Annotated in this window: 18 protein-coding genes; 13 read left to right on the forward strand and 5 right to left on the reverse strand. The window is 70.3% G+C overall.

Going from position 1 to position 21,765, the window contains the following annotated elements; genetic code table 11:
• From FF100_RS07845 to FF100_RS07855, 3 genes are all read left to right on the forward strand, one after another.
• Positions 1-1,662, forward strand: a complete 1,662-nt coding sequence (locus FF100_RS07845; RefSeq protein WP_139035006.1) for an ABC transporter ATP-binding protein — start codon at positions 1-3, stop codon at positions 1,660-1,662.
• A 445-nt stretch (positions 1,663-2,107) separates the two neighbouring features.
• Complete coding sequence (locus tag FF100_RS07850; protein WP_139035007.1) at positions 2,108-3,487, forward strand: aspartate aminotransferase family protein; 1,380 nt, start codon at positions 2,108-2,110, stop codon at positions 3,485-3,487.
• A 13-nt stretch (positions 3,488-3,500) separates the two neighbouring features.
• Entirely contained in the window at positions 3,501-4,586 is a 1,086-nt protein-coding gene (locus tag FF100_RS07855; protein WP_139035008.1) for a tartrate dehydrogenase, read from the forward strand.
• 44 nt (positions 4,587-4,630) lie between these two features.
• Here the strand turns inward: FF100_RS07855 and FF100_RS07860 are convergent, their stop codons facing one another.
• Entirely contained in the window at positions 4,631-5,029 is a 399-nt protein-coding gene (locus FF100_RS07860) for a rhodanese-like domain-containing protein (RefSeq protein ID WP_139035009.1), read from the reverse strand.
• 67 nt (positions 5,030-5,096) lie between these two features.
• Here FF100_RS07860 and ftrA point away from each other — a divergent pair, with 67 nt between their 5' ends.
• Entirely contained in the window at positions 5,097-6,110 is a 1,014-nt protein-coding gene (gene ftrA / locus FF100_RS07865; RefSeq protein WP_139035615.1) for a transcriptional regulator FtrA, read from the forward strand.
• Between the two features lie 3 nt (positions 6,111-6,113).
• Here ftrA and FF100_RS07870 read toward each other — a convergent pair whose 3' ends face one another.
• Positions 6,114-8,594 carry a PAS domain S-box protein gene (locus tag FF100_RS07870; protein WP_139035010.1) on the reverse strand — a complete coding sequence of 827 codons (2,481 nt, stop codon included), beginning with the start codon at positions 8,592-8,594 and terminating at the stop codon, positions 6,114-6,116.
• A 199-nt stretch (positions 8,595-8,793) separates the two neighbouring features.
• Here FF100_RS07870 and FF100_RS07875 point away from each other — a divergent pair, with 199 nt between their 5' ends.
• Positions 8,794-9,330 (forward strand): MarR family winged helix-turn-helix transcriptional regulator, encoded by a 537-nt coding sequence (locus tag FF100_RS07875; RefSeq protein ID WP_246101966.1) that lies wholly within the window; start codon positions 8,794-8,796, stop codon positions 9,328-9,330.
• Between the two features lie 172 nt (positions 9,331-9,502).
• Here the strand turns inward: FF100_RS07875 and FF100_RS07880 are convergent, their stop codons facing one another.
• A complete protein-coding gene (locus FF100_RS07880; protein WP_139035012.1) occupies positions 9,503-10,441 on the reverse strand; it encodes a LysR family transcriptional regulator in 939 nt (312 codons plus the stop codon).
• A 133-nt stretch (positions 10,442-10,574) separates the two neighbouring features.
• Between FF100_RS07880 and FF100_RS07885 the strand changes: the two genes are divergently transcribed.
• Genes FF100_RS07885 through FF100_RS07895 form a run of 3 tightly spaced genes read left to right on the forward strand, consistent with a single transcriptional unit; the run spans position 10,575 to position 14,439 of the window.
• Positions 10,575-11,474 (forward strand): NAD(P)-dependent oxidoreductase, encoded by a 900-nt coding sequence (locus FF100_RS07885; RefSeq protein ID WP_281287271.1) that lies wholly within the window; start codon positions 10,575-10,577, stop codon positions 11,472-11,474.
• 16 nt (positions 11,475-11,490) lie between these two features.
• Positions 11,491-13,020 carry an aldehyde dehydrogenase family protein gene (locus FF100_RS07890; RefSeq protein ID WP_139035014.1) on the forward strand — a complete coding sequence of 510 codons (1,530 nt, stop codon included), beginning with the start codon at positions 11,491-11,493 and terminating at the stop codon, positions 13,018-13,020.
• 57 nt (positions 13,021-13,077) lie between these two features.
• Positions 13,078-14,439, forward strand: a complete 1,362-nt coding sequence (locus tag FF100_RS07895; RefSeq protein WP_139035015.1) for a DUF3100 domain-containing protein — start codon at positions 13,078-13,080, stop codon at positions 14,437-14,439.
• 70 nt (positions 14,440-14,509) lie between these two features.
• Here FF100_RS07895 and FF100_RS07900 read toward each other — a convergent pair whose 3' ends face one another.
• On the reverse strand, positions 14,510-15,154 hold the full coding sequence (locus FF100_RS07900) for a L,D-transpeptidase (RefSeq protein ID WP_139035016.1): 645 nt from the start codon (positions 15,152-15,154) through the stop codon (positions 14,510-14,512).
• A 97-nt stretch (positions 15,155-15,251) separates the two neighbouring features.
• Positions 15,252-16,802 (reverse strand): acetolactate synthase large subunit, encoded by a 1,551-nt coding sequence (locus FF100_RS07905; protein WP_139035017.1) that lies wholly within the window; start codon positions 16,800-16,802, stop codon positions 15,252-15,254.
• A gap of 582 nt (positions 16,803-17,384) precedes the next feature.
• Here FF100_RS07905 and FF100_RS38600 point away from each other — a divergent pair.
• From FF100_RS38600 to FF100_RS07930, 5 genes are all read left to right on the forward strand, one after another.
• Positions 17,385-18,071 carry a C39 family peptidase gene (locus FF100_RS38600; RefSeq protein ID WP_425463293.1) on the forward strand — a complete coding sequence of 229 codons (687 nt, stop codon included), beginning with the start codon at positions 17,385-17,387 and terminating at the stop codon, positions 18,069-18,071.
• The gene (locus FF100_RS07915; protein ID WP_171070085.1) at positions 18,028-18,660 is read left to right on the forward strand and encodes a hypothetical protein; all 633 of its coding nucleotides are present in this window, start codon (positions 18,028-18,030) and stop codon (positions 18,658-18,660) included. The genes FF100_RS38600 and FF100_RS07915 overlap by 44 nt, the downstream gene beginning before the upstream one ends.
• Positions 18,657-19,112 (forward strand): hypothetical protein, encoded by a 456-nt coding sequence (locus tag FF100_RS07920; protein ID WP_139035020.1) that lies wholly within the window; start codon positions 18,657-18,659, stop codon positions 19,110-19,112. The genes FF100_RS07915 and FF100_RS07920 overlap by 4 nt, the downstream gene beginning before the upstream one ends.
• Before the next feature lie 408 nt (positions 19,113-19,520).
• A complete protein-coding gene (locus FF100_RS07925; RefSeq protein ID WP_139035021.1) occupies positions 19,521-20,582 on the forward strand; it encodes a zinc-binding metallopeptidase family protein in 1,062 nt (353 codons plus the stop codon).
• Positions 20,583-20,741: 159 nt separating this feature from the next.
• The gene (locus FF100_RS07930) at positions 20,742-21,740 is read left to right on the forward strand and encodes a fumarylacetoacetate hydrolase family protein (protein ID WP_139035022.1); all 999 of its coding nucleotides are present in this window, start codon (positions 20,742-20,744) and stop codon (positions 21,738-21,740) included.
• Positions 21,741-21,765 lie beyond the last annotated feature (25 nt).

The following is a 21,765-nucleotide window of genomic DNA, read 5'->3' on the forward strand; positions in this document are numbered from 1 at the left end:
ATGGCGCACGCGCACAAGAGCGGCACCGTCCGCGTCGACGCCCTCAAGGTCACGGCCAAGGCCGAGGACGGAACCGAGACGACGATCGTCCACGAGGTCGGCTTCGAGATCGCCCGCGGCGAGGTCCTGGCGCTGATCGGCGAATCCGGCTCCGGCAAGACCACCATCGCGCTCGCCATGATGGGCTATGCCCGCCGGGGCTGCGCCATCCGCGGCGGCTCGGTCGACGTGTTCGGCACACAGGTGCTGGCCTGCTCGGCCTCCGAGCTGCGGGGGTTGCGCGGCAACCGCATCGCCTACATCGCGCAAAGTGCCGCGGCCTCGTTCAACCCCGCCCGCACCATCATGGCGCAGGTGATCGAGAGCGCGCTGATCCACGGCTCGCTCTCGGCGCAAGCGGCCACCGCCAAGGCGAAGACGCTGTTTCGCGAGCTCGCCCTGCCGAACCCCGACACGATCGGCGATCGCTATCCCCATCAGGTCTCGGGCGGGCAGCTCCAGCGGCTCCTCGCCGCCATGGCGCTCCTCAACGATCCCGACCTCGTGATCTTCGACGAGCCGACCACGGCCCTCGACGTGACGACGCAGATCGAGGTGCTGGTCTCGTTCAAGGCGGCGATCCGCGAGCGCGGCATCACCGGCATCTATGTCAGCCACGACCTCGCGGTGGTGGCCCAGATCGCCGACCGGATCGCGGTGCTCCGCCACGGGCGCCTCGCCGAGATCGGCGCCGTCGAGCAGATGGTGAGCGCCCCCGCCCACCCCTATACCCGCCAGCTCATCGCGGCGGCCGCCCCGGTCAAACGCAAGGGTCCGGAGCCCCTCTCGGAGTCCGACGAGGCCCCGGTCCTCGCCGCGACCGGCATCACCGCCGGCTACGGCCCGGCCGGCCCCGACGGCCTGCCGCGGATCAAGATCCTGCACGATGTCGGCTTCAGCTTGCGGCGGGGCGAGACCCTCGGGATCATCGGCGAATCGGGCTCGGGCAAGAGCACGCTCGCCCGCGTCGTCGCCGGCATCGTGCCCGCCGCCCGCGGTGCGGTGCGGCTCGACGGGACGGTCCTGCCCCCGTCGCTGGACCGGCGCGACCGCGAGACCCTGCGGCGGATCCAGATCGTGTTCCAGAATGCCGACACGGTGCTGAACCCGGCCCAGAGCATCGCCCAGATCCTGGAGCGGCCGCTCGCCTTCTACCACCGCCTCGGCGCAGGAGCGCGGCGCCAGCGGCTGATGCAGCTCCTCGACCAGGTCCGCCTGCCCCGCAGCGTCGCCGAGCGCAGGCCGAGCGAATTGTCCGGCGGCCAGAAGCAGCGCATCAACCTCGCCCGGGCGCTGGCCGCCGAGCCCGACGTGATCCTGTGCGACGAGGTCACCTCCGCCCTCGACACGGTGGTGGGCGAGGCAGTGCTCGACCTGCTCGTCGAGATCCAGCGCGAGCTGAACGTGGCCTACGTCTTCATCAGCCACGACCTCGGGGTGATCCGCTCGATCAGCGACGCCGTGATGGTGCTCCAGCACGGCCGCGTGGTCGAGGCCGGCCCGACCGAGGCGCTGCTGGCGGATCCCAAGGAGCCGTATACGCGGCTGCTCTTGTCCTCGGTGCCGGAATTGCGGACGGGGTGGCTTGATGAGGTGTGCAAGGGGCGCGGGGTGGCGGCGTAGCGCTCCCAGGTTCCTCCGTTGCACACCTTTGCAGCCTATCGTCTTACGGATCAACGTTTCGTCGTAAGCCCCACCCTTTCCCGGACGACTGCAGCGTCAGCGGAAGGAGATCCGGGATCCAGCACAACAAGTCGCGAAGCGTCTGCCTGTCTGCAACGGTGAAGCATACAGAGCCGCTTCGCGGCACTCCTTGTGCTGGATCCCGGATCTCCTTCCACTTCGTTTCAGTCGTCCGGGAAAGGGGGAGTGGCCTATGAAAGGCCGTCAGATTGTGATGCGCGATTGACCCGCGCCGTCGTGGGCCGGGCCTGCCCCGGGCGTCCCAACGAATCTGCCGCCCCGCCCCCTCCAAACCGCACCCCACGCGGCCTCGCCCGCCCATCTCGGCAAAAAATCCCGCCCATCCCCCGGCATCCTGCAATCCCGCTGCCCGGAGCCCTGACCCATGCGCCCCAATTCCCTGATCGAGCTCGACCGCGACCACCTCATCCACCCGGTGATCTCGTGGAAGGGCCACGAGGCGCGCGGCGCCACGGTGCTGCAATCGGCGAAGGGCGCCACCCTCACGGACGCCGAAGGCCACACCCTGCTCGACGGGTTCTCGGGCCTGTGGTGCGTCAATGTCGGCTACGGCCACGAATCGATCGTCGAGGTGGCGGCCGAGCAGATGCGGCGGCTGCCCTACGCCACCGGCTACTTCCACTTCTCCAGCGAGCCGGCGATCCGGCTCGCCGCCCGCCTGGCCGAGCTGGCGCCGGGCGACCTCAACCACGTCTACTTCACGCTCGGCGGCTCGGACGCGGTCGATTCGGCGGTGCGGTTCATCCGCTACTACTACAACGTCACCGGCCGGCCGACGAAGAAGCACATGATCGCCCTGGAGCGGGGCTATCACGGCTCCTCGACCATCGGCGCCGGCCTCACGGCGATCCAGTCGTTCCATGACGGCTTCGACGCGCCGACCCAGCTCCAGCACCACATCCCGTCGCCCTATCCCTACCGCAACCCGGCCGGCGACAGCGCCGAGGCGGTGATCGCCGCCTCGGTGGCGGCGCTGAAGGCCAAGGTCGAGGAACTGGGCGCGGACAACGTCGCGGCGTTCTTCGCCGAGCCGATCCAGGGCTCGGGCGGCGTGATCGTGCCGCCGGACGGCTGGCTGAAGGCGATGCGCGACACGGCCCGCGAGCTCGACATCCTGTTCGTCGCCGACGAGGTCATCACCGGCTTCGGCCGCACCGGCCCGCTCTTCGGCGTCGAGCATGACGGCGTGGTGCCGGACCTGATGACCACCGCCAAGGGCCTGACCTCGGGCTACAGCCCGATGGGCGCGGTGCTGATGTCGGACCGGATCTACCGCGCCATCGCGGACGGCGCGCCCGCGGGCAAGCCGATCGGCCACGGCTTCACCTACTCGGCCCACCCGGTCAGCGCCGCGGTCGGCCTGGAAGTGCTGCGGCTCTACACCGAGGGCGGCATCCTGGAGAATGGCCGCCGGGCCGGGGCGCGCTTCGCCGCGGGCCTCGCGCGCCTCGCCGATCACCCCCTCGTCGGCGACGTGCGGGTGCGCGGCCTGCTCGCCGGCGTCGAGCTGGTCACGAACAAGGCGAAGCGCACCAAGCCGTCGCCGGATCTCGGCCTCTCCGGCCATCTCGCCCGGTTCGGCTACAAGAACGGCGTGATCTTCCGCGCCTTCGCGGACGACATCGTCGGCTTCGCGCCGCCGCTCTGCTGCACCGACGAGGACATCGATACCCTGCTCGCGCGCTTCGAGCAGACGCTGAACGACGTCCTCGACGTCGCCGACGTGCGCGCCGCGCTGGCGTGAGAAGGCTCTCCCCATGACGACCCAGACCCGCCATTACCGCATCGCGGTCATCCCCGGCGACGGCATCGGCAAGGAGGTGGTGCCGGAGGGTGTCCGCATCCTCGAGGCCGCCGCGGAGAAGTTCGGCTTCCGCCTCGACCTGCAGCACCACGCCTTCGGCTCCTGCGACTACTACGCCGAGCACGGCACGATGCTGCCGGCGAACTGGAAGGCGCTGCTGACGCCCACCGACGCGATCTTCTTCGGTGCCGTCGGCTGGCCGGCCACCGTGCCGGACCACATCTCGCTCTGGGGTTCGCTCCTCCAGTTCCGGCGCGAGTTCGACCAGTACGTCAACCTGCGCCCCGTCCGGCTGATGCCGGGCGTGCCCTGCCCGCTCGCCGGCCGCGAGCCCGGCGACATCGACTTCTACGTCGTGCGCGAGAACACCGAAGGTGAGTACTCGTCCGTCGGCGGCACGATGTATCCGGGCACCGAGCGGGAGATCGTGATCCAGGAGACGGTGATGAGCCGTCACGGCGTCGACCGGATCCTGAAATTCGCCTTCGACCTGGCGCAGTCGCGGCCAAAGAAGCACCTGACCTCGGCCACCAAGTCGAACGGCATCGCCATCACGATGCCGTACTGGGACCAGCGGGTCGAGGCGATGGGCGAGCGCTACCCCGAGGTGCGCCGCGACAAGTACCATATCGACATCCTGACCGCCCATTTCGTGCTGAATCCCGACCGGTTCGACGTGGTGGTCGGCTCGAACCTGTTCGGCGACATCCTGTCGGATCTCGGGCCCGCCTGCACCGGCACGATCGGCATCGCGCCGTCCGCCAACATCAACCCGGAGGGACGCTTCCCCTCGCTGTTCGAGCCCGTCCACGGCTCGGCGCCGGACATCGCGGGTCAAGGCATCGCCAACCCGATCGGCCAGATCTGGACCGCCGCGATGATGCTGGAACACCTCGGCGAGGGGGACGCCGCCAACGCCATCGTGGCGGCGATCGAGACCGCGCTCCGCGATCCGGCGTCGCGCACCCGCGACCTCAAGGGGAGTGCCACGACCCGCGAGGCGGCGGAGGCGGTGCTGCGGGCCTTCGCGGCGGCATAAACCAGCGGGCCGGCCGGATGCCGATGGGCATCCGGCCGGCCCGATCAGGCACCCTCAGTCAGAGAAAACCCCTCATCCACCCACCCGGTGATCCCCCCGATCATCACCTTCACCGGCAGGCCGAGCCCGGCCAGATTCAGGGCGGCCTTGTCGGTGCCGTTGCAATGGGGACCGGCGCAATAGACCACGAACAGCGTGCCGTCCGGCCACTCGGCCATGCACCGGGGCGTCATCTTGCCCCGCGGCAGGTTCAGGGCGCCGGGGATGTGGCCCTTGGCGTAGAGGGCCGGCCCGCGCACGTCGAGAAGCACGAAGCCGGGCTCGCCCGCCGCGATGGCGGCGTGGACGTCGGCGCAGTCGGTCTCAAAGGCCAGGCGACGGGCATAGTGCGCGGCGACCTCGGCGGCGGGGGCGGGCGGAACGGCGGTAACGGGGTTCGACATGACGGCTTCGCTTTCCTCTCGACCGCCGTATCCTGCCCTCTCCCCCGCCGGCCCGAGACCGGGCCGCCTGCCGTTCCGCGTCGAGATCGTGCCAAACCCCTCCGCCTTCCCGAGCCACACCTCCGGCCCGCGCGTCGCGGTGCTGGCCTATGACGGCCTGTGCACCTTCGAGTTCGGCGTCGCCTGCGAGGTGTTCGGACTGCCGCGGCCCGAGGCGGGCCCAGGCTGGTACCGCTACGCCGTCTGTGCGGCGGAGCCCGGGCCGTTGCGGGCGGCCGGTGGCCTCACGGTGGCGGTCGAGGGCGGGCTCGACGTGCTGGACGAGGCCGACCTCGTCGTCGTGCCGGGCTGGCGGGCGATCGACGCGGCCGTCCCGCCCGACCTCGTCAGGGCGCTGATGGCGGCCCATGCGCGGGGCGCCCGGCTGATGTCGCTGTGCTCCGGGCTCGCGGTCCTGGCGGCGACCGGGCTCCTCGACGGGCGACGGGCCACGACGCATTGGCGCTACGCCGACGCCATCGCTACCCGCCACCCCGCCATCGCCCTCGATCCGGGGGTACTCTACATCGACGAGGGCCGGATCCTGACCGCCGCCGGCAGCGCCGCCGGCATCGACCTGTGCCTCCACGTCGTGCGCGGCGATTTCGGGCTGGAGCGCGCGAACGCGGTGGCGCGCCGCCTCGTCGTGCCGCCCCACCGCGAGGGCGGCCAGGCGCAATTCATCGAGGCGCCGGTCCTGCGCGACCACGAGGCGGCGCGCCTCGGCCCGGCGATCGACGCGATGCGGGCGGGTCTCCACGAGGACCGGCCCCTCGCCGCGATGGCACGCCTCGCCGGGATGAGCCTGCGCACCTTCCAGCGCCGCTTCGCCGCCGCCACCGGCCTGCCCCCGGGCGAGTGGATCATCGCCGAGCGGCTGCGCCGCGCCCGGGAGATGCTGGAGCGGCCGGGCGCCGTGTCGCTGGCGCAGGTCGCCGAGGCGAGCGGCTTTCGCAGCCCGGCGGCCTTGCGCCACCATTTCCGGACGCGGCTCGGCACCAGCCCGGCGGCCTATCGCCGGAGCTTTGCCGGGCGTTCCTGAGTCTCAGCCGGCCGGCGTCGGACCGGACCGCCTCTGCCCGATGGCGCTCGCCAGCATGCGCGACAGCTGCTCGGCCGAGTACGGCTTGTGCAGCAGCGGGAAGCCGTGCGAGCCCTCCTGGGCCAGGACGTGGCTGTAGCCGGAGGTGAGCAGCACCGGCAGGCCGGGATGGCGCTGGCGCAGAATCTTGGCGAGCGCGATGCCGCCCATGCCGGGCATCACCACGTCGGAGAAGACCGCGTCCCAGGCGGGATCCTCCCCCAGCACGTCGAGGGCCGCCTCGGCATTGGTGACCCAGGTGGTGACGTAGCCGAGGTCGTTGAGGATCTGCGCCGCGAAGCGGCCGACGCCGACATTGTCCTCGACGAGGAGCACCCGCTGGCCGGCCCGGGCCTGTTCCATGCCCTCGTCGACGGGCGCCGCCGGGCCGGCCTCGGTGGGCGCGGCCACCTCGGGCAGGAAGAGGACGAAGGTCGAGCCCTCTCCCACCCGGCTCGTCACGTCGACGTCGCCGCCCGATTGCTTGGCGAAGCCGAAGACCTGGCTCAAGCCCAGCCCCGTTCCCTTGCCGACCTCCTTGGTGGTGAAGAACGGCTCGAAGATCTTGTCGATCACCGACGGCGTCATGCCGGTGCCGGTATCGGTGAGCGAGATCGCCGCGAACGGGCCCTTGGCGGCGGCGTGGCCGCGGATCTCTGGCTTTGGCGCGCCGCAGGCAACGCTCAGGGTCAGCGTGCCCTCGCCCTCCATCGCGTCGCGGGCGTTGACCGCCATGTTGATCAGCGCGGTCTCGAACTGGCTCAAGTCAGCGCGGACGAAGCACGGCCGGTCGGGCGCCTGCGTCACCACGCGGATCCGCGCACCCGTCACGGTATCGAGCATGTCGGCGACGCCCTGGAGGCGGGCGACGACGTCGAACACCTCCGGCGCCAGGGCCTGGCGGCGGGCGAAGGCGAGGAGCTGGCCGGTGAGCTTGGCGGCCCGGTCGACCGTGTCGGAGACCGCGTCGAGGTAGCGCGCCTTGCGCGCCTCCGGCAGGTCCGGCCGGCGCAGGAAATCCACCGACGAGCGGATGATGGTGAGCAGGTTGTTGAAGTCGTGGGCGACGCCGCCGGTGAGCTGGCCCACCGCCTCCATCTTCTGCGACTGGCGCAAAGCCTCCTCGGCCTGGACCAGGCGCTGGGCCCGATCGCGCTGCACGGTCACGTCGCGGGCGACGCAGTACAGGTTGCCCTCGTACGGCACCGCCCGCCACGACAGGGTGCGGTAGCCCCCGTCCCGGGTGCGGAACCGGTTCTCGAACGACAGGGTCGGCTCGCCGGTGCCGAGGCGCCGGATCTCCTCCCGGGTCCGGTCCTGGTCGTCCGGATGCTCGAGCCAGGCCGAGCTGCGCCCGACCACCTGCTCGGGCGCCCAGCCGAGCGTCGCGGTCCAGGCCGGGTTGACGCTGCGCCAGACGCCGTCGGCATCGGCGACGCCGAGCATGTCGCGGCTCACCTGCCAGATCCGGTCGCGCTCGGCGGTGCGGGCGGCGACCTGGCGCTCCAGGGTCTCGTTGAGGCCGCGCAGGGCGTCTTCCAGCCGGCGCTGGGCGGTGATGTCGTTGAACAGGATCGCGACGTGCCGGGCCTCCGGCGGATCGACCCGGAAGGCGTGGACCTCGTACCAGCGCTCGCCCAGCGACCGGGCCGGCTGGATGAAGCGCATCGGCTCGCCGGTGAGGGCCACCCGGCCGTAGAGGTCGAACCAGTGCTGCTCGTGGTCCGGCGCGAGGTCGCGCATCCAGTGCCCCGCCGCGGCCTCGAGGCCGGTCTGGCGCGCGAAGGCGGGGTTCACCTCGAGGAACTGGTAATCCTCCGGCTTGCCGTCGTCGGAGAAGCGCAGGCCGATGACGCAGAACCCGGCATCGATCGCCTCGAACAGCGTGCGGTAGCGCGCCTCGCTGCGCCGCAGCGCCTCCTCGGCCCGGCGCCGGGCGGTGATGTCGATGATGAACTCGAAGCCGGTGCCGTCGTCGAGGCGGGTGGCCGCGCACAGGCCCCAGAACCGCGAGCCGTCCTTGCGCAGGTACTCGCGCTCGGTCGAATCCGAGCGCCCCTCGGCCTCCAGCTCGGCCATCACGCGCCGCGAGGTCGGCTGCCATTCCGGCGGCACCAGGGTCGCGCTCGTCAGCAGGCCGCGCTCCAGGTCGTCGCGGTCGTAGCCGCTCATCGCCAGGAAGGCGTCGTTGGCCTCGCGCACCCGGCCCGCCGAAGGACCCGCTATGTCGAAGACGATCGCCCCGACGGTCTCGATGCCGAGCGCGGTGCGCAGGCGCGGATCGACGAAGAGGCCGCCCACCGGGGAGGAGCGACCGGCGAGCGCGGCCCGCGCCGCCTCGGCCTCGGCCTCGGCCGCCATCCGCGCGGCGTCCGCTGCCGCCAGGGCGGCGCGCAGCCTTGCATTCTCCGCGACGAGGTCCGGCGCCGGCCCGCGATCCGTCATCCCTCTCCCATCCGTCCAGGCCCCGCTCCCGCGCCTCCCCCGAGGCGTCGGGGGCGGCGGCGGAGACATATAGCGGAGACGGGCGCGCCGTCTCCACCCACCGGCGCGACGATCGGCCGAGGGCTCGTGTTGCGGCGTCCTCCGGATGGTCGCATATCGGGGTCGTCGATCCCGCCGCGGCGGGGCGCGGAGGCGAGCCGTGACGATCCATCCGACCCGTTGCAGCAACGCGGCCCTGCGCCGGGCGACGCGCAGCGTCGGGCAGCTCTACGACGAGGCCCTGGCGCCGAGCGGCCTGCGCACGACCCAGTACGGCCTCCTCGCGACGATCCGCGGCCTCGGCACGCCGACCATGGGTGCCCTCGCCGAGGCGATGGTGATGGACCTCTCGGGGCTCGCCCACACCCTCAAGCCCCTGACCCGCGACGGCTATGTCAGCGTGGTCCCCGATCCCCTGGACCGGAGGGCGCGGCGCATCGCCCTGACGGAGGCCGGCGCCGCCACGCTGGATCGGGCGACGCCGTTGTGGCGGGCCGCACAGGCGCGCTTCGAGGCGGCGTTCGGGCCCGAACGGGCGGGCCTGCTGCGGGAGCTTTTGTACGAGCTGGCGCGGCCGGAGTTCCGGGCGGCGTTCGAGGCGGAGAATGGTCAGTCGGGGCCCGTCGGGCCACCCGTCGACCTGACACCCTCCACGTCATCCTGGGGCTCGGCGCAGCCGGGAACCCGGGATCCATAACCGCTGACGGTCGAGGACGAGGCGGCGTAGGTCCCGCTTCATCCTGAAGCGTCGGCGGTGATGGATCCCGGGTTCCGCTGCGCGGCCCCAGGATGACGAAGAGGGTGGTGGCTCCGCTGCGCGAGAACGCTCCCGGCAACACACCCGCTCGGCCGGCGCAAGTCAGGCTCTCTCACCCCACCCGCCCCCGCCCCTCCGCCGCCATTCCCCGCGCCAGGTGCTGCAGCAGCGTGCCGGCCGCCGGCGAGAGCTGGCGGCCGAGCCGGGTGACGATCCGGGCCTCGACGCCGTCGAGACCGGGATCGGCGAGCGGCAGGGCGACTAGGATCCCGTCGGTCACCTCCTGCGCGGCGCAGAAGGCCGGCAGCAGCGTCACGCCGGTGCCGGAGACGACGAACTGCTTGAGCACGCCGATCGAGCCGGTGATCAGGCTCGGATCGAGGCGCACGCCCTCGGCCCGCTCGGCAGCCGCGATGATCTGCCGGATGCCGTAGGCCGGGTGCATCGTGCCGAGGCGGTGGCCGGCGAGGTCGGCGAGGCGGACCGGGCCCGCCGAGGGAGCGGGGAACTGCGCGGCGAGCGGGTGGTCGGCCCGCACCAGCAGCCGGATCGGGTGCGGCATCGCCAGATGGGTGCGCAGGCGCGGCTCCGGCGGCGGGTTGTAGACGAGGCCGAGATGCGCCTCGTCCTCGACGACGCGGCGCACCACGTCGTTGGTCGCCGCGAGATCGAGGGTCATGGTCAGGTCGGGGTGGCGGGCCCAGAAGCCCTGGAGCAGGCCCGACATCAGGTCGCCGACGAAGCCCTCGCCCAGCACCACGTCGATATGGCCGCGGCGCAGGCCCCTCAGGTCGGTGAGCTTGGCCAGGATGTCCTCGCGGTCGGAGGTCTGGCGGCGGTAATAGTCGAGGAGCAGCGAGCCGGCCGGGGTCGCCCGCACGCCGCGCGGGTGGCGCTCGATCAGCGGCGTGGCGAGCTGGACCTCCATCTGGGCGAGTTGCCGGCTCACCGCCGAGGCATTGACGTTGAGCTTGTCGGCCGCCGCGCGGACCGAGCCGCAGCCGATCGCCTCCGCCAGGTAGCGCAGGCAGCGCTCGTCGAGGCTGTGCATCGGATCGTCCTCCACCCGCCGGGTGCGTTGCCGGCAAGTCAACGCAAAATACCGGCCAGTGTCGTTCCGCTCAACGGCCGACTGACCCATTCTCCCGATCCCAGAAGGCGCCGCGGCCACGATCCCGGCGGCCATCGGGAGACATCAGACCATGCGCACGATCGGCGTCATCGGCCTCGGCAATATGGGCCGGGGCATGGCCCTGTCCCTGCACCGGCGCGGCTTTGCCGTGATTGGCTACGACCCCGCCCCCGGCGCCCGCGAGGCCTCGGCGGCGGACGGCATCGCGGTGGCCGAGGGCCCGCGCGCCCTGTGGCAGGCCTGCGAGGCCGTCGTGCTGTCGCTGCCGACGCCGGAGGTGGTCGAGGCGGTGCTGCTCGGGGCGGACGGGCCGCTCCACGGTGCGAAGGCCGGGGACGCCAAGCCGGGTCTCCTGGTCATCGATACCTCGACCTCCGACCCGGCGGTCACCCGGCGCATCGCCGCGGCGCTTGAGCCGGCCGGCATCGACCTCGTCGACGCGCCGGTGAGCGGCGGGCCGAAGGGCGCGCATGCCGCGACCCTGACCATGGTGATCGGCGGCAGCGACGCGGCCGTCGCCCGGGCCGAGCCGGTGCTGGCGGCGATGAGCGCGACGCGGGTCCATGTCGGCGGCGTCGGCGCCGGGCACGTCACCAAGCTCGCCAACAACCTGCTCTGCGCCGCCCACCTGATCACCGCGGCGGAAGCCGTGCGGATGGCGAAGGACGCCGGCGTTGATCCGGAGCGGCTGCTCGCCGGGATCAATGCCGGATCGGGCCGCAGCGGCGTCACGCAGGTCAACTTCCCGACCTGGGTGCTCACCGGCGCCTTCGATTCCGGCTTCACCATGAAGCTGATGCGCAAGGACGTGCGGCTGGCGGAGAGCCTGATCGGTGCGCTGGCCCTCGACCTGCCGCTCTCAGGCCAAGTCGGGCAGCTGTGGCGCGACAGCGCCGAGGTCGCCCCGGACGACGCCGACTTCAACGCCATCGTCAAGCTCCAGCTCGCCTGACCGGGAGACCAAAGCCATGACCGAGACCCGCCCGCAGGCGCTCGCCGCCGCCTTGCGCCCGTTCTTCCCCGCGATGACCACGATCGGCTCCTGGGTCGGCGGCCGCATCGTCACCGGCACCGGCGAGCCGGTGCGCCTCGTCGATCCCTCGACCGGGATGCTGCTCGCCGAGTACCCGGATGCCGGCCCCGAATTGGTCGCCGAGGCCGCCCGGGCGGCGCGTGCCGGCCAGGCGGCCTGGGCCGCGCTCACCGGGGCCGCCCGCGGCCGGGTGATGCAGGAGATCGCCCGCAGCATCCGGGCCGAGATCGAGCCGCTGGCCCGCCTCGAGGCGCTGAATGCCGGCAAGCCGATCCGCGATTGCCGCGTCGAGGCGACCAAGGTCGCGGAGATGTTCGAGTACTATGCCGGCTGGGCCGACAAGCTGCACGGCGAGGTGATCCCGGTCCCGACCAGCCACCTGAACTACACCCGCCGCGAGCCCCTCGGCGTGGTGCTGCAGATCACGCCCTGGAACGCCCCGGTCTTCACCTGCGGCTGGCAGCTCGCCCCGGCGTTGGCAGCTGGCAACTCGGTGCTGCTCAAGCCCTCGGAACTCACCCCCCTGACCTCGCTCGCCGTGGCGGCCCTCGCCGAGCGGGCCGGGCTGCCGTCCGGCGTCGTCAACGTGCTCGCCGGCTACGGCCACACCACCGGCCAGGCAGCGCTGGCGGACGAGGCGGTGGTGAAGGTGGTGTTCGTCGGCTCGCCGGCCACCGGCGCCCGGATCGCGGAGGCCGCGGCACGGCACCTCAAGCCCTGCGTGCTCGAACTCGGCGGCAAGTCGGCCAACATCGTCTTCGCCGATGCCGACCTGGAGCGGGCGTGCCTGGGCGCGCAGGCCGCGATCTTCGCAGGCGCCGGGCAGTCCTGCGTCGCCGGCTCGCGGCTCCTCGTCGAGCGCCCGGTCTACGACCGCTTCGTCGCGATGCTGGCGGCGGGCGCCGAGCGCATCCGCGTCGGCGATCCCCTCGACCCGCAGACCGAGGTCGGGCCGATCAACAACGCCAACCAGTACCGCCACGTCATGGCGATGATCCGCGGCGGCCTCGAGCAAGGGGCGCAGCTCGCCGCCGGCAGCGACGGCACCGCGCAGGAGGGCGGCTACTACGTGCGGCCGACGGTCCTCGCCCAGGCGAACAACGCGATGGAGTGCGCCCGGACCGAGATCTTCGGGCCGGTGGTGACAGTGATCCCGTTCGACACCGAGGAAGAGGCGGTCGGCATCGCCAACGATTCGGCGTTCGGGCTCGCCGGCGCGGTCTGGACCCGCGACGTCGGCCGCGCCCACCGGGTCGCGGCGGCGGTGCGGGCCGGCACGTTCTGGATCAACGCCTACAAGACCATCCACGTCGCCTCGCCCTTCGGCGGCTCGGGCCGCAGCGGCTACGGCCGCTCGAGTGGCCTCGAGGCCCTGCACGAGTACACGCAGGTCAAGAGCGTGTGGGTCGAGACCGCCGCCGCCCCCGCCGCCTCCTTCGGCTACGCCCCCGGCGTCGGCGCCTGAAACCCCTCCCGGTCCGGGGGCGGCCCCTCCGGACCGCCCCCGCCCCGGAGTTCCCCCATGACGAGCGCCACCCTCGCGACCGGCAGCCCGGCCGTCGCGCCCCCCTCCACCACCGGCCGCGCCGGCATCGTGATCCTGTTCCTTCTCGCCCTCGTGGTGGTGACCCTGGCGGAAGCGATCGGCAACGTCGCTATCCCGCTCGGCCACGGCAAGATCATCCTGCTGCCGCTGCTCTGGGCGTTGCTGATGGGCGGCGGCCTCGGGCTCGCCGCGCCGCGTCTGCCGCCCGCCTTGCGCCTGCCCGTCTCGCTGCAGGTCGCCGCCGGGGCGATCCTGCAGCCGGCCCTGCTGCTCTTCGTCGCCAAGCTCGGGCTCCTGGTCGGCGGCTCGCTGCCGAAGATCCTCGGCGCCGGCTGGGCCCTCGTCTTCCAGGAATTCGGCCACTTCTTCGGCACGATGGTGTTCGGCCTGCCCGTGGCGCTGCTCCTCGGCCTCAAGCGCGAGGCGATCGGCGCCACCTTCTCGGTCGGGCGCGAGCCGAGCCTCGCCATCATCGGCGAGCGCTACGGCATGGATTCCCCGGAAGGGCGCGGCGTGCTCGCCGAGTACCTGACCGGCACGGTGTTCGGGGCGGTGTTCATCGCGGTGCTGGCCGGGCTGATCGCGAGTCTCGGGATCTTCAACCCGCTGGCGCTCGCCATGGGCGCCGGCGTCGGCTCGGGCAGCATGATGGCGGCCGCCGCCGGCGCCATCGCCGCGCAGCAGACACCCGAAATGGCGAAGGAGGTCGCCACCTTCGCGGCAGCGAGCAACCTCGTCACCACCACCATCGGCACGTACTTCACCCTGTTCCTGTCGCTGCCCTTCACGGTCTGGGCCTACGGCGTGCTGGAGCCGATCATCGGCCGCGGCCGCGGCCGGCCCGAGGCGGCGCCCGAGCCGGATACGGCGGTGACGGCGCACGCCGCCCCGTCCTTCGGCCTGCCGGCCCTCGTGCTGGTCTGGCTCGCCACGGCGGCGCTCGGGCTCATCGGCAACTGGCTGACCTACGGCACGAAGCCCGACGGGCAGGTGCTCGTGGGTGCGGCGATCATCGTCGGCGCGGTGGTGGTCGGCGAGGTGCTGTACCGCCTGGCCGGGCGCCGGCTGCCGGCGGTGGTCTGGGTGTCGCTGATCGGCATGGCGCTCACCTATCCGGGCACGCCGTTCTCGGCCGAGATCGCGGCGGCGACGGGCCGGATCAACTTCCTGGCGCTCGCCACCCCGATCCTCGCCTTCGCGGGCCTGTCGCTCGCCAAGGACTTCCCGGCCTTCCGCCGCCTCGGCTGGCGCATCGTGGTGGTGTCGTTCCTGGCCAATGCCGGGACGTTCCTGGGGGCGGCCCTGATCGCCCAGTTCTGGATGCACCCGCCGGTGTGAGGAGGCGCTCCCGAGAGCCCTCCCCCCTCTGCGGGGGAGGGTTCAGGGCGTGGCGCCCGACAATCTCTCCCTACACCCGATACTTCCCGTTCCGCTTCACCATCACGGTCGTGCCCACCGGCACGCGGTTGTAGAGATCGACCACGTCCTCGTTCAGCATCCGCACGCAGCCGGACGACATCTGCTCGCCGATGCTCCAGGGCTCGTTGGTGCCGTGGATGCGGAACAGGATGTCGCGGCCGCCCTGGTAGAGGTAGAGCGCCCGGGCGCCGAGGGGATTGTCGACGCCGCCCTTGCGGGTGCGGGGCAGGTCGGGATTGAGGCTGACCATCTTGGCGGTCGGGCCCCAATCGGGCCAGACGCCCTTGCGGCCGACCGTGGCGGTGCCCTTCCAGGAGAAGCCGAGCTTGCCGACGCCGACGCCGTAGCGCAGGGCCTGGCCCCCGTCCTGGACGAGGTAGAGCATGCGCTCGTCGATATCGACCACGACGGTGCCGGGCTTCTCCAGGCCGGTATAGGCCACGGTCTGGCGCCGGTATTTCGGATCCATCCGGCTGCGGTCGACCAGCGGCACGTCGTAGGGCTGGTCGGGCATCGTGCCGATGTACCAGGCCGCGTCCGGATCGACCGCCGCGACCTGCGCGGGCCCGCGGGCGTTGCAGGCCGCGAGGGGCAACCCGGCGAGGAGGGCGAGGACGAGGCGGCGCGGGAGCATGCGGCGGTAACCTTTCGGCAAGGGATGTCCATGCCTAGCCGCTCCCGCCGCCGCAGGTTGTGTCCTCCCGGCCGCAAGGCCCGGAAAAGGACGACGGCTACGCCAGCGCCACCTCGATCAGGAACGGCCCGCGCCGCGCCAGCGCGCCCGTCAGGGTGTCGACGAGCTGGGCCAGGGTCTCGACCCGGCGCGCCTCGACGCCGTAGCCGCGCGACAGGCTCACCCAGTCGATGGCGGGGTCGTCGAGGGTCAGCATGTCGATCGCCTTGCGGCCCGGATTGGCGCCGACATTGGTCAGCTCGTGGCGCAGGATCGCGTAGGAGCGGTTCGACCAGATCAGCGTCACCACGTCGAGGCGTTCGCGCGCCTGCGTCCAGAGCGCCTGGGCGGTGTAGAGGGCGCTGCCGTCGGCCTGGAGGGAGATGACCTTGCGGTCGGGGCAGGCCACCGCGGCGCCAGTCGCCATCGGGATGCCGAGGCCGATCGCGCCGCCGGTGAGCTGGAGCCAGGTATGGGGCGCCGCCGCGTGGGTGGCGGGGAAGAAGCTGCGCCCGGTCGTGACCGACTCGTCGCAGACGATCGCCCCCTCGGGAATCAGCGCGCCGAGCACCCGGGCGATCGAATCCTGGTCGAGGGACCCGCTCCCCGGCAGGTCCGGGCGGGGGCCGGCGGGCGAAGGCGCCTCGGGCGACGCGCCGACCGCCTCGGCGAGGCGCGCGAGGGCGTCGATCTGGTCCTGCTCCGGGGTCGCGAGGGCGAAGACGTCGCAGGTCGGGCTCGCGAGCGCGCTCGGCTTGCCCGGATAGGCGAAGAACGCCACCGGCAGGGTCGCGCCGACCAGGATGACATGCTTGTAGGGCGCCAGCACCTCGCGGGCCGGATCGACCGGATAGGGCAGGCGCTCGATCGGCACCGTGCCGGCGCCGCGGTCGATGCGGGCATTCGACGTCATGGCGAGCAGCTTGGCGCCGGTCTTCCGGGCGATGCGATCGGCGATGCGCCGCCCCTCGTCGCGCACCGCCCGATCGCCGAGATGCAGCAGCACCGGCTCGCCGCTGCGGAGCGCCGCGACCGCGTGGGCGATCGCCTCGTCGCTCGCCCGCGGCCGCTCGGGGATCGCCGGCAGGGGCGCGATGCCGCTCCCCTCCTCCCAGGCGGTGTCGGCGGGCAGGATCAGGGTGGCGACGCCGCCCGGCGCCGTGCGGGCGGCGACGACCGCGTCGGCACCGTCCGCCGCCACCGCCTTGGCGCTGAGACCCGTGCGCATCCAGGCCGAGACCGGGCCGGCCAGCCCCTCGATGTCGGAGGTGAGCGGCGCGTCGAAGGCGCGGTGATAGGTGGCGTGCTCGCCCACGATGTTGACGACGGGCGAGCGGGCGCGGCGCGCATTGTGCAGGTTCGCGATGCCATTGCCGAGGCCGGGGCCGAGATGCAGCAGGGTCGAGGCCGGCTTGTCGGCCATGCGGGCATAGCCGTCGGCGGCTCCCGTGGCGCCACCCTCGAACAGGCACAGCACCGCCCGCATCCCCTCGACCCGGTCGAGCGCGGCGACGAAGTGCATCTCCGAGGTGCCCGGATTGGTGAAGCACACCTCGACGCCCCCCGCCACCAGGGTGCGCACCAGGCTTTCGGCCCCGTTCATCGCCATCGGCATCTCCTCTCGCGCGGGCATCTGGCGGCCCGGTTCGGGTTGCTGCGTCGGTGATAGGGGATTTCGCGGGCGGGGTGTGAGGGCCTTGGGGGCATGGGTCGCAGTCGCGATCGCCGGGCTGCCGCGCCGATCGGCCCCATCGCCCATCGTCCCTGACGGGACGCCCGTGCGCGAGAGGTCGCCGCGCGAGCGTCGTCGGCGGGGTGATACGGCAGGACCGATGCCGATGCGTCAGCGCCCGTCGACGATCGATCCAGCCAGGTCAGCAAAAAACAATCATTATTTGGTTCGATCGGAACCATCTCTCGATCAAGACCGTGAATTGCAAACATGATACGATTTATTTCCATTGAATAGAGACCCATAAATCGTAACACTACATGTTTAAGCATATTTTCGTCTCTCATTATCACTGATCGGTGATTATTATATTATGTTAGATAAACAATGGGACAATTCCGGAAATATAATTTCCAATCTCATGGCGAAGCCGTTCGTCATCGCCGAGAGGCTGAACCAAGATGCCCTGGGACCCAACCGCATCTTCTATTGCAGCGTCCGAATTTTCTGTGCAATAGTATGGCGATTGGCTGCGTGCGCGAGAGCGCTCAAGGAGCATGCGTAGTGAGTGGATCAGCGAACACTTCATCTGCGACGAGCACGGCGCCAGCAAAGCTTGTATTGCTATTTACTGTTGCCAATCAAAATCAAACCAATTGGTGCTGGTCAGCGGTCGCAACGAGCGTTTCGCACTATTACGATCCGCATTCGATTTGGACACAATGCTCGACGGCGAACGCTGTTCTCGGGCGGCCCGATTGCTGCGTCGCCGCAAATGCATCAGATAAGGCAAAATGCAACCAACAAGCAAGACTTGATATAGCGCTTGTCAAGACACACAATTTGGTTCAACTCATCGATCAACGGAATAGCCCGCTGACGTTCGACGACATCAAAAATGAGATCGACAACAGCAGAGTTGTCGGCACACGCGTCAGATGGAACGGTGGCGGCGGAGGCCACTTTCAGGCGATACATGGTTATGAGATCACCCCTTCCGGATCCGAATACATTTACATATCCGATCCAATATATGGGAACACGCAGATAAAATATTCTCGATTTGCTAGTTACTATACCGGGACCGGGGGTACTTGGACCCATAGTTATCTTACGGATCGCATGTTGATGGTGACTCTCGCAGGAGGACAGATAGATCTCGATGGGCAAGATGTCGTGGATGATGCAGATCTCATGGGAGCATGACATGGCAATCGCAACACCCAAAGATGCACCACTCGATGGCCAGCATGTCGTCAAGGAAGGACTCGACGATCTTTTATTCCGATCAGACGATCTGGCTGGAGGATCTGCCGTCGATATTCAAGATCCCCTTCCTGTTTATGGATTGATGCTCGACGATATCAAAGATAAGACCTTTCTCGATAAAGCCCATTTAGTAGGATGGCGATATATCATAGCCAATTCCGACCATTCCTCGTTCGCGGACGTCCGAACCGAACGAGGGTCCAGCGAATTCGTGAGCCTTGCCAGCTCGGCAGCAGGGTCGAGGCTCATCGATGCTGCCGAACTGGCGAGATCGATAGCAGATAAATTCCCACATGATTGCGAAGCGCGCATCCTCGATATTCCGGCCCTGAAACTTTCAGGGATTTGGCTGACTCTATCCCCCCCAGCGTTCGTGACGTATATTGATGGATGGCGCCCATCCTCGGAACCGTCGACCTTCACTGGCCCTCATTTCATTGATGAGGTCCTTCATCGAGCCGAGCATGTTCGCGCCGAAATGCCGAGCACGACTTACGAGGACCATCAAGGCAGGAGAGCGCAATGAGCGATACCGTACCACCTCCGAAGGTCGCGACGCCAGACAACGATCGCCTCACCATAAAGGAACTCATGGCCGCATTTTTGACTTTTGGAATCGGGATCGTATCGCTTTTTATTTTATTTAGGACATTCTCGTATCTTGACACTGAGAAATTTGACGCAGCCATTTTTAATCAGAAAAAAGATATCATGGCAGTGGCGCTGGGTCTCTTGGGAACGGCAACGGGTTACTATCTCGGGCGTGTCCCCGCCGAGAAGCAGGCCGATGCGTCCCGCCGGGAGGCAAACGCGGCCACGGCTTCGGCCGCGCAAGCCGTTCAGAACAAACAGCAAGTCAAATCCGCCGTAGCGGACGCGCTCAGCCGTGCGCAGGACAGCGATCTCGCCGGCGGAGGCGCACCGGATCGGTCGATCGAAATTCTCCGCGACCTGGAGCGGAGCATCAGGCCTCTTTGAGATGATATTTGAAATTATCCATGGCAATTATTCATGGCGATGCACAACGTGCATCGATATCCCCCCGGCGCCGTCAACCGACAGCCTGTCGCGGCGACGCCGATCATGAATACGAGACGCACCAGCAGCAATATTCGCAGCGCCCATAAAGTGGATCAAACAGTTCCGTTTCGAACGGGTGCCGGGAGCGGCCATGCTCGGCGCGATGGCTGCCAAGGCGCACCACCGGCGATGCCCGACATGTCGCCGACCCGGGCCTTGGGAGGATAGCCCGGCTTGTCCGAGGACCGGCCAGCTTTGGGGCTGCGCTGTCCAGCTGCCGTTCCGGCATCGCTCCGCCGCAACCCACGCCCCCCTAGCACGTTCGTTGCACCGTGCGGCGGGCGGTTGCGCCCGGTGGAGACCCCGATGAAGCTGTTCCAGTGCCAGTCCTGCGGCAACATCCTGTATTTCGAGAACCGGACCTGCCAGCGCTGCGGCCATCGGCTGGCCTACCTGCCGGAGGCCCGTACGCTCTCCGCGCTCACGCCCGCCGGGGGCGAGGACTGGACGCCGCTCGCGGTGCCGGACCGGCCGAGCCGGTTCTGCGCCAATGCGGTGCACGATGCCTGCAACTGGCTGGTGCCGCCGGGCTCGGGCGACGCGTTCTGCCTCGCCTGCCGCCACAACGGCACGATTCCCGATGTCTCGAACCCGGAATACCTCGCCAAGTGGCGCGAGATGGAATTCGCCAAGCACCGCCTGTTCTACAGCCTGCTGCGCTGGAACCTGCCGCTGAAGACCCGGGCCGAGGATCCGGAGCACGGGCTGATCTTCCACTTCCTGGCCGACCCGCCGGAGAACCAGGGCCCGAAGGTGATGACCGGGCACGACAACGGCGTCATCACCATCGCGCTGGTGGAAGCCGATGACGCCGAGCGCGAGAAGCGGCGGCGCGAGATGGGCGAGCCCTACCGCACCCTGCTCGGGCATTTTCGCCATGAGGTCGGCCACCATTACTGGGACCTGCTGGTGCGCGATGCCGGCCGGCTGGAGGCCTGCCGGGCGGTCTTCGGCGACGATTCGCAGGATTACGACGCGGCGCTCCAGCGCCACTACGAGGAGGGCACGCCGGCCAACTGGCAGGAGAGCTTCGTCTCGGCCTACGCCACCACCCATCCGTGGGAAGATTTCGCCGAGACCTGGGCGCATTACCTGCACATCGTCGACACGCTGGAGATGGCGAGCGCCTTCGGCATGCAGGTCCATCCGCTGCTCGACGCGGGCGGCGAGCTCGCCGCGCGGATCGACTTCGACCCCTACGAGGCGCAGAGCATCGAGCAGATCATGGCGGCCTGGCTGCCCTTCGTGTTCGCCCTCAACAGCGTCAACCGGGCGATGGGCCAGGGCGACCTCTACCCCTTCGTGCTGGCCCCGCCGGTGATCGCGAAGCTCGGCTTCATCCACGGCCTCGTCCACGGAACGATCTGATGCGGGCGATCTGACCCCGAGGGAGGCATCCGATCCGCCCCGGCCGTAGCCTCCGCGGCCGGGGCGGTCCATGATGGCGCGACCGCCCGAAGAATCGGGCCGGCACGCCCGCAGGACGGGCACGGTGCCCGCGCGAGCGGGCCGAAGGAGGGACGCCGAATGAAGCTCGCCAGCCTCAAGCACGGCCGCGACGGCCGCCTCGTCGTGGTCTCGCGCGATCTCACCCGCGCCACCGACGCCTTCATCGTGGTGCCGACGCTGCAGCAGGCCCTCGACGACTGGGAGCGCTACGCCCCGGCGCTGGAGGCCCTGGCCGAGCAGCTCGAGCACGGCTCGGTGCCCTCGTTCCGCTTCCACGAGCACGATTGCGCCGCCCCCCTGCCCCGGGCCTATGCCCGCCGCCACGCCGCCGCCTGGCCCGGCTACCCGGCGCTGCTGCGGCAGGCGGCAGGCGCCGAGGCGCCGGCCGGCGGGGGCGCGGCCCTGCGCCACGCCGCCTCCGACGCGTTCCTCGGCCCGCGCGACCCGCTCGTCCACGCCGATCCGGCCGCCTCCCTCGACCTCTCGGCTGGCCTCGCGGTGATCACCGGGGACGTGCCCCAGGGTGCGGAGGCGGGCATGGCCGCGGGTGCCATCCGGCTGGTGACGCTGGTGGCGGAGGTGATCCGCCACGACCGGCTGCGGCCGGACGGGCTCGATCTCGACGGCGCCGACGCGCCGGCGCTCGCCGCGAGCCTCGCCCCCGTCGCGGTCACGCCCGACGAGCTCGGCGAGGCCTGGCGCGACGGCGCCCTGCACCGGACGCTGCGGGTGAGCCGCAACGGCAAGGCGCTCGGCTGCCCCGAGGCCGGGGCCGATCTGGGCAGCAGCCTCGTCGCCCTGGTGGCGGAGGCGGCGCGGCACCGGGCGCTGGGCGCCGGCACGATCGTCAGCGCCGGGCCGGTCTCGAACCGCGGCATCGACGGCGGCCCCGGCCGCGCCGCCGCCGAGGGCGGAGCCGGCTATGCCTGCCTCGCCGAGGCCCGCGCCGCCGAGGCCCTGACCGGCGGCTGGGCCCGCACGCCCTACCTCGCGGCCGGCGACCGCCTGCGGATCGAGATGAAGGATACAGGCGGACACTCGATCTTCGGGGCGATCGAGCACGACGTCACGGCCTGACCCAGAGGGACCCGGCACGGATCAG

This window comes from Methylobacterium terricola (assembly GCF_006151805.1).
GTDB classification, from domain to species: Bacteria; Pseudomonadota; Alphaproteobacteria; order Rhizobiales; family Beijerinckiaceae; genus Methylobacterium; species Methylobacterium terricola.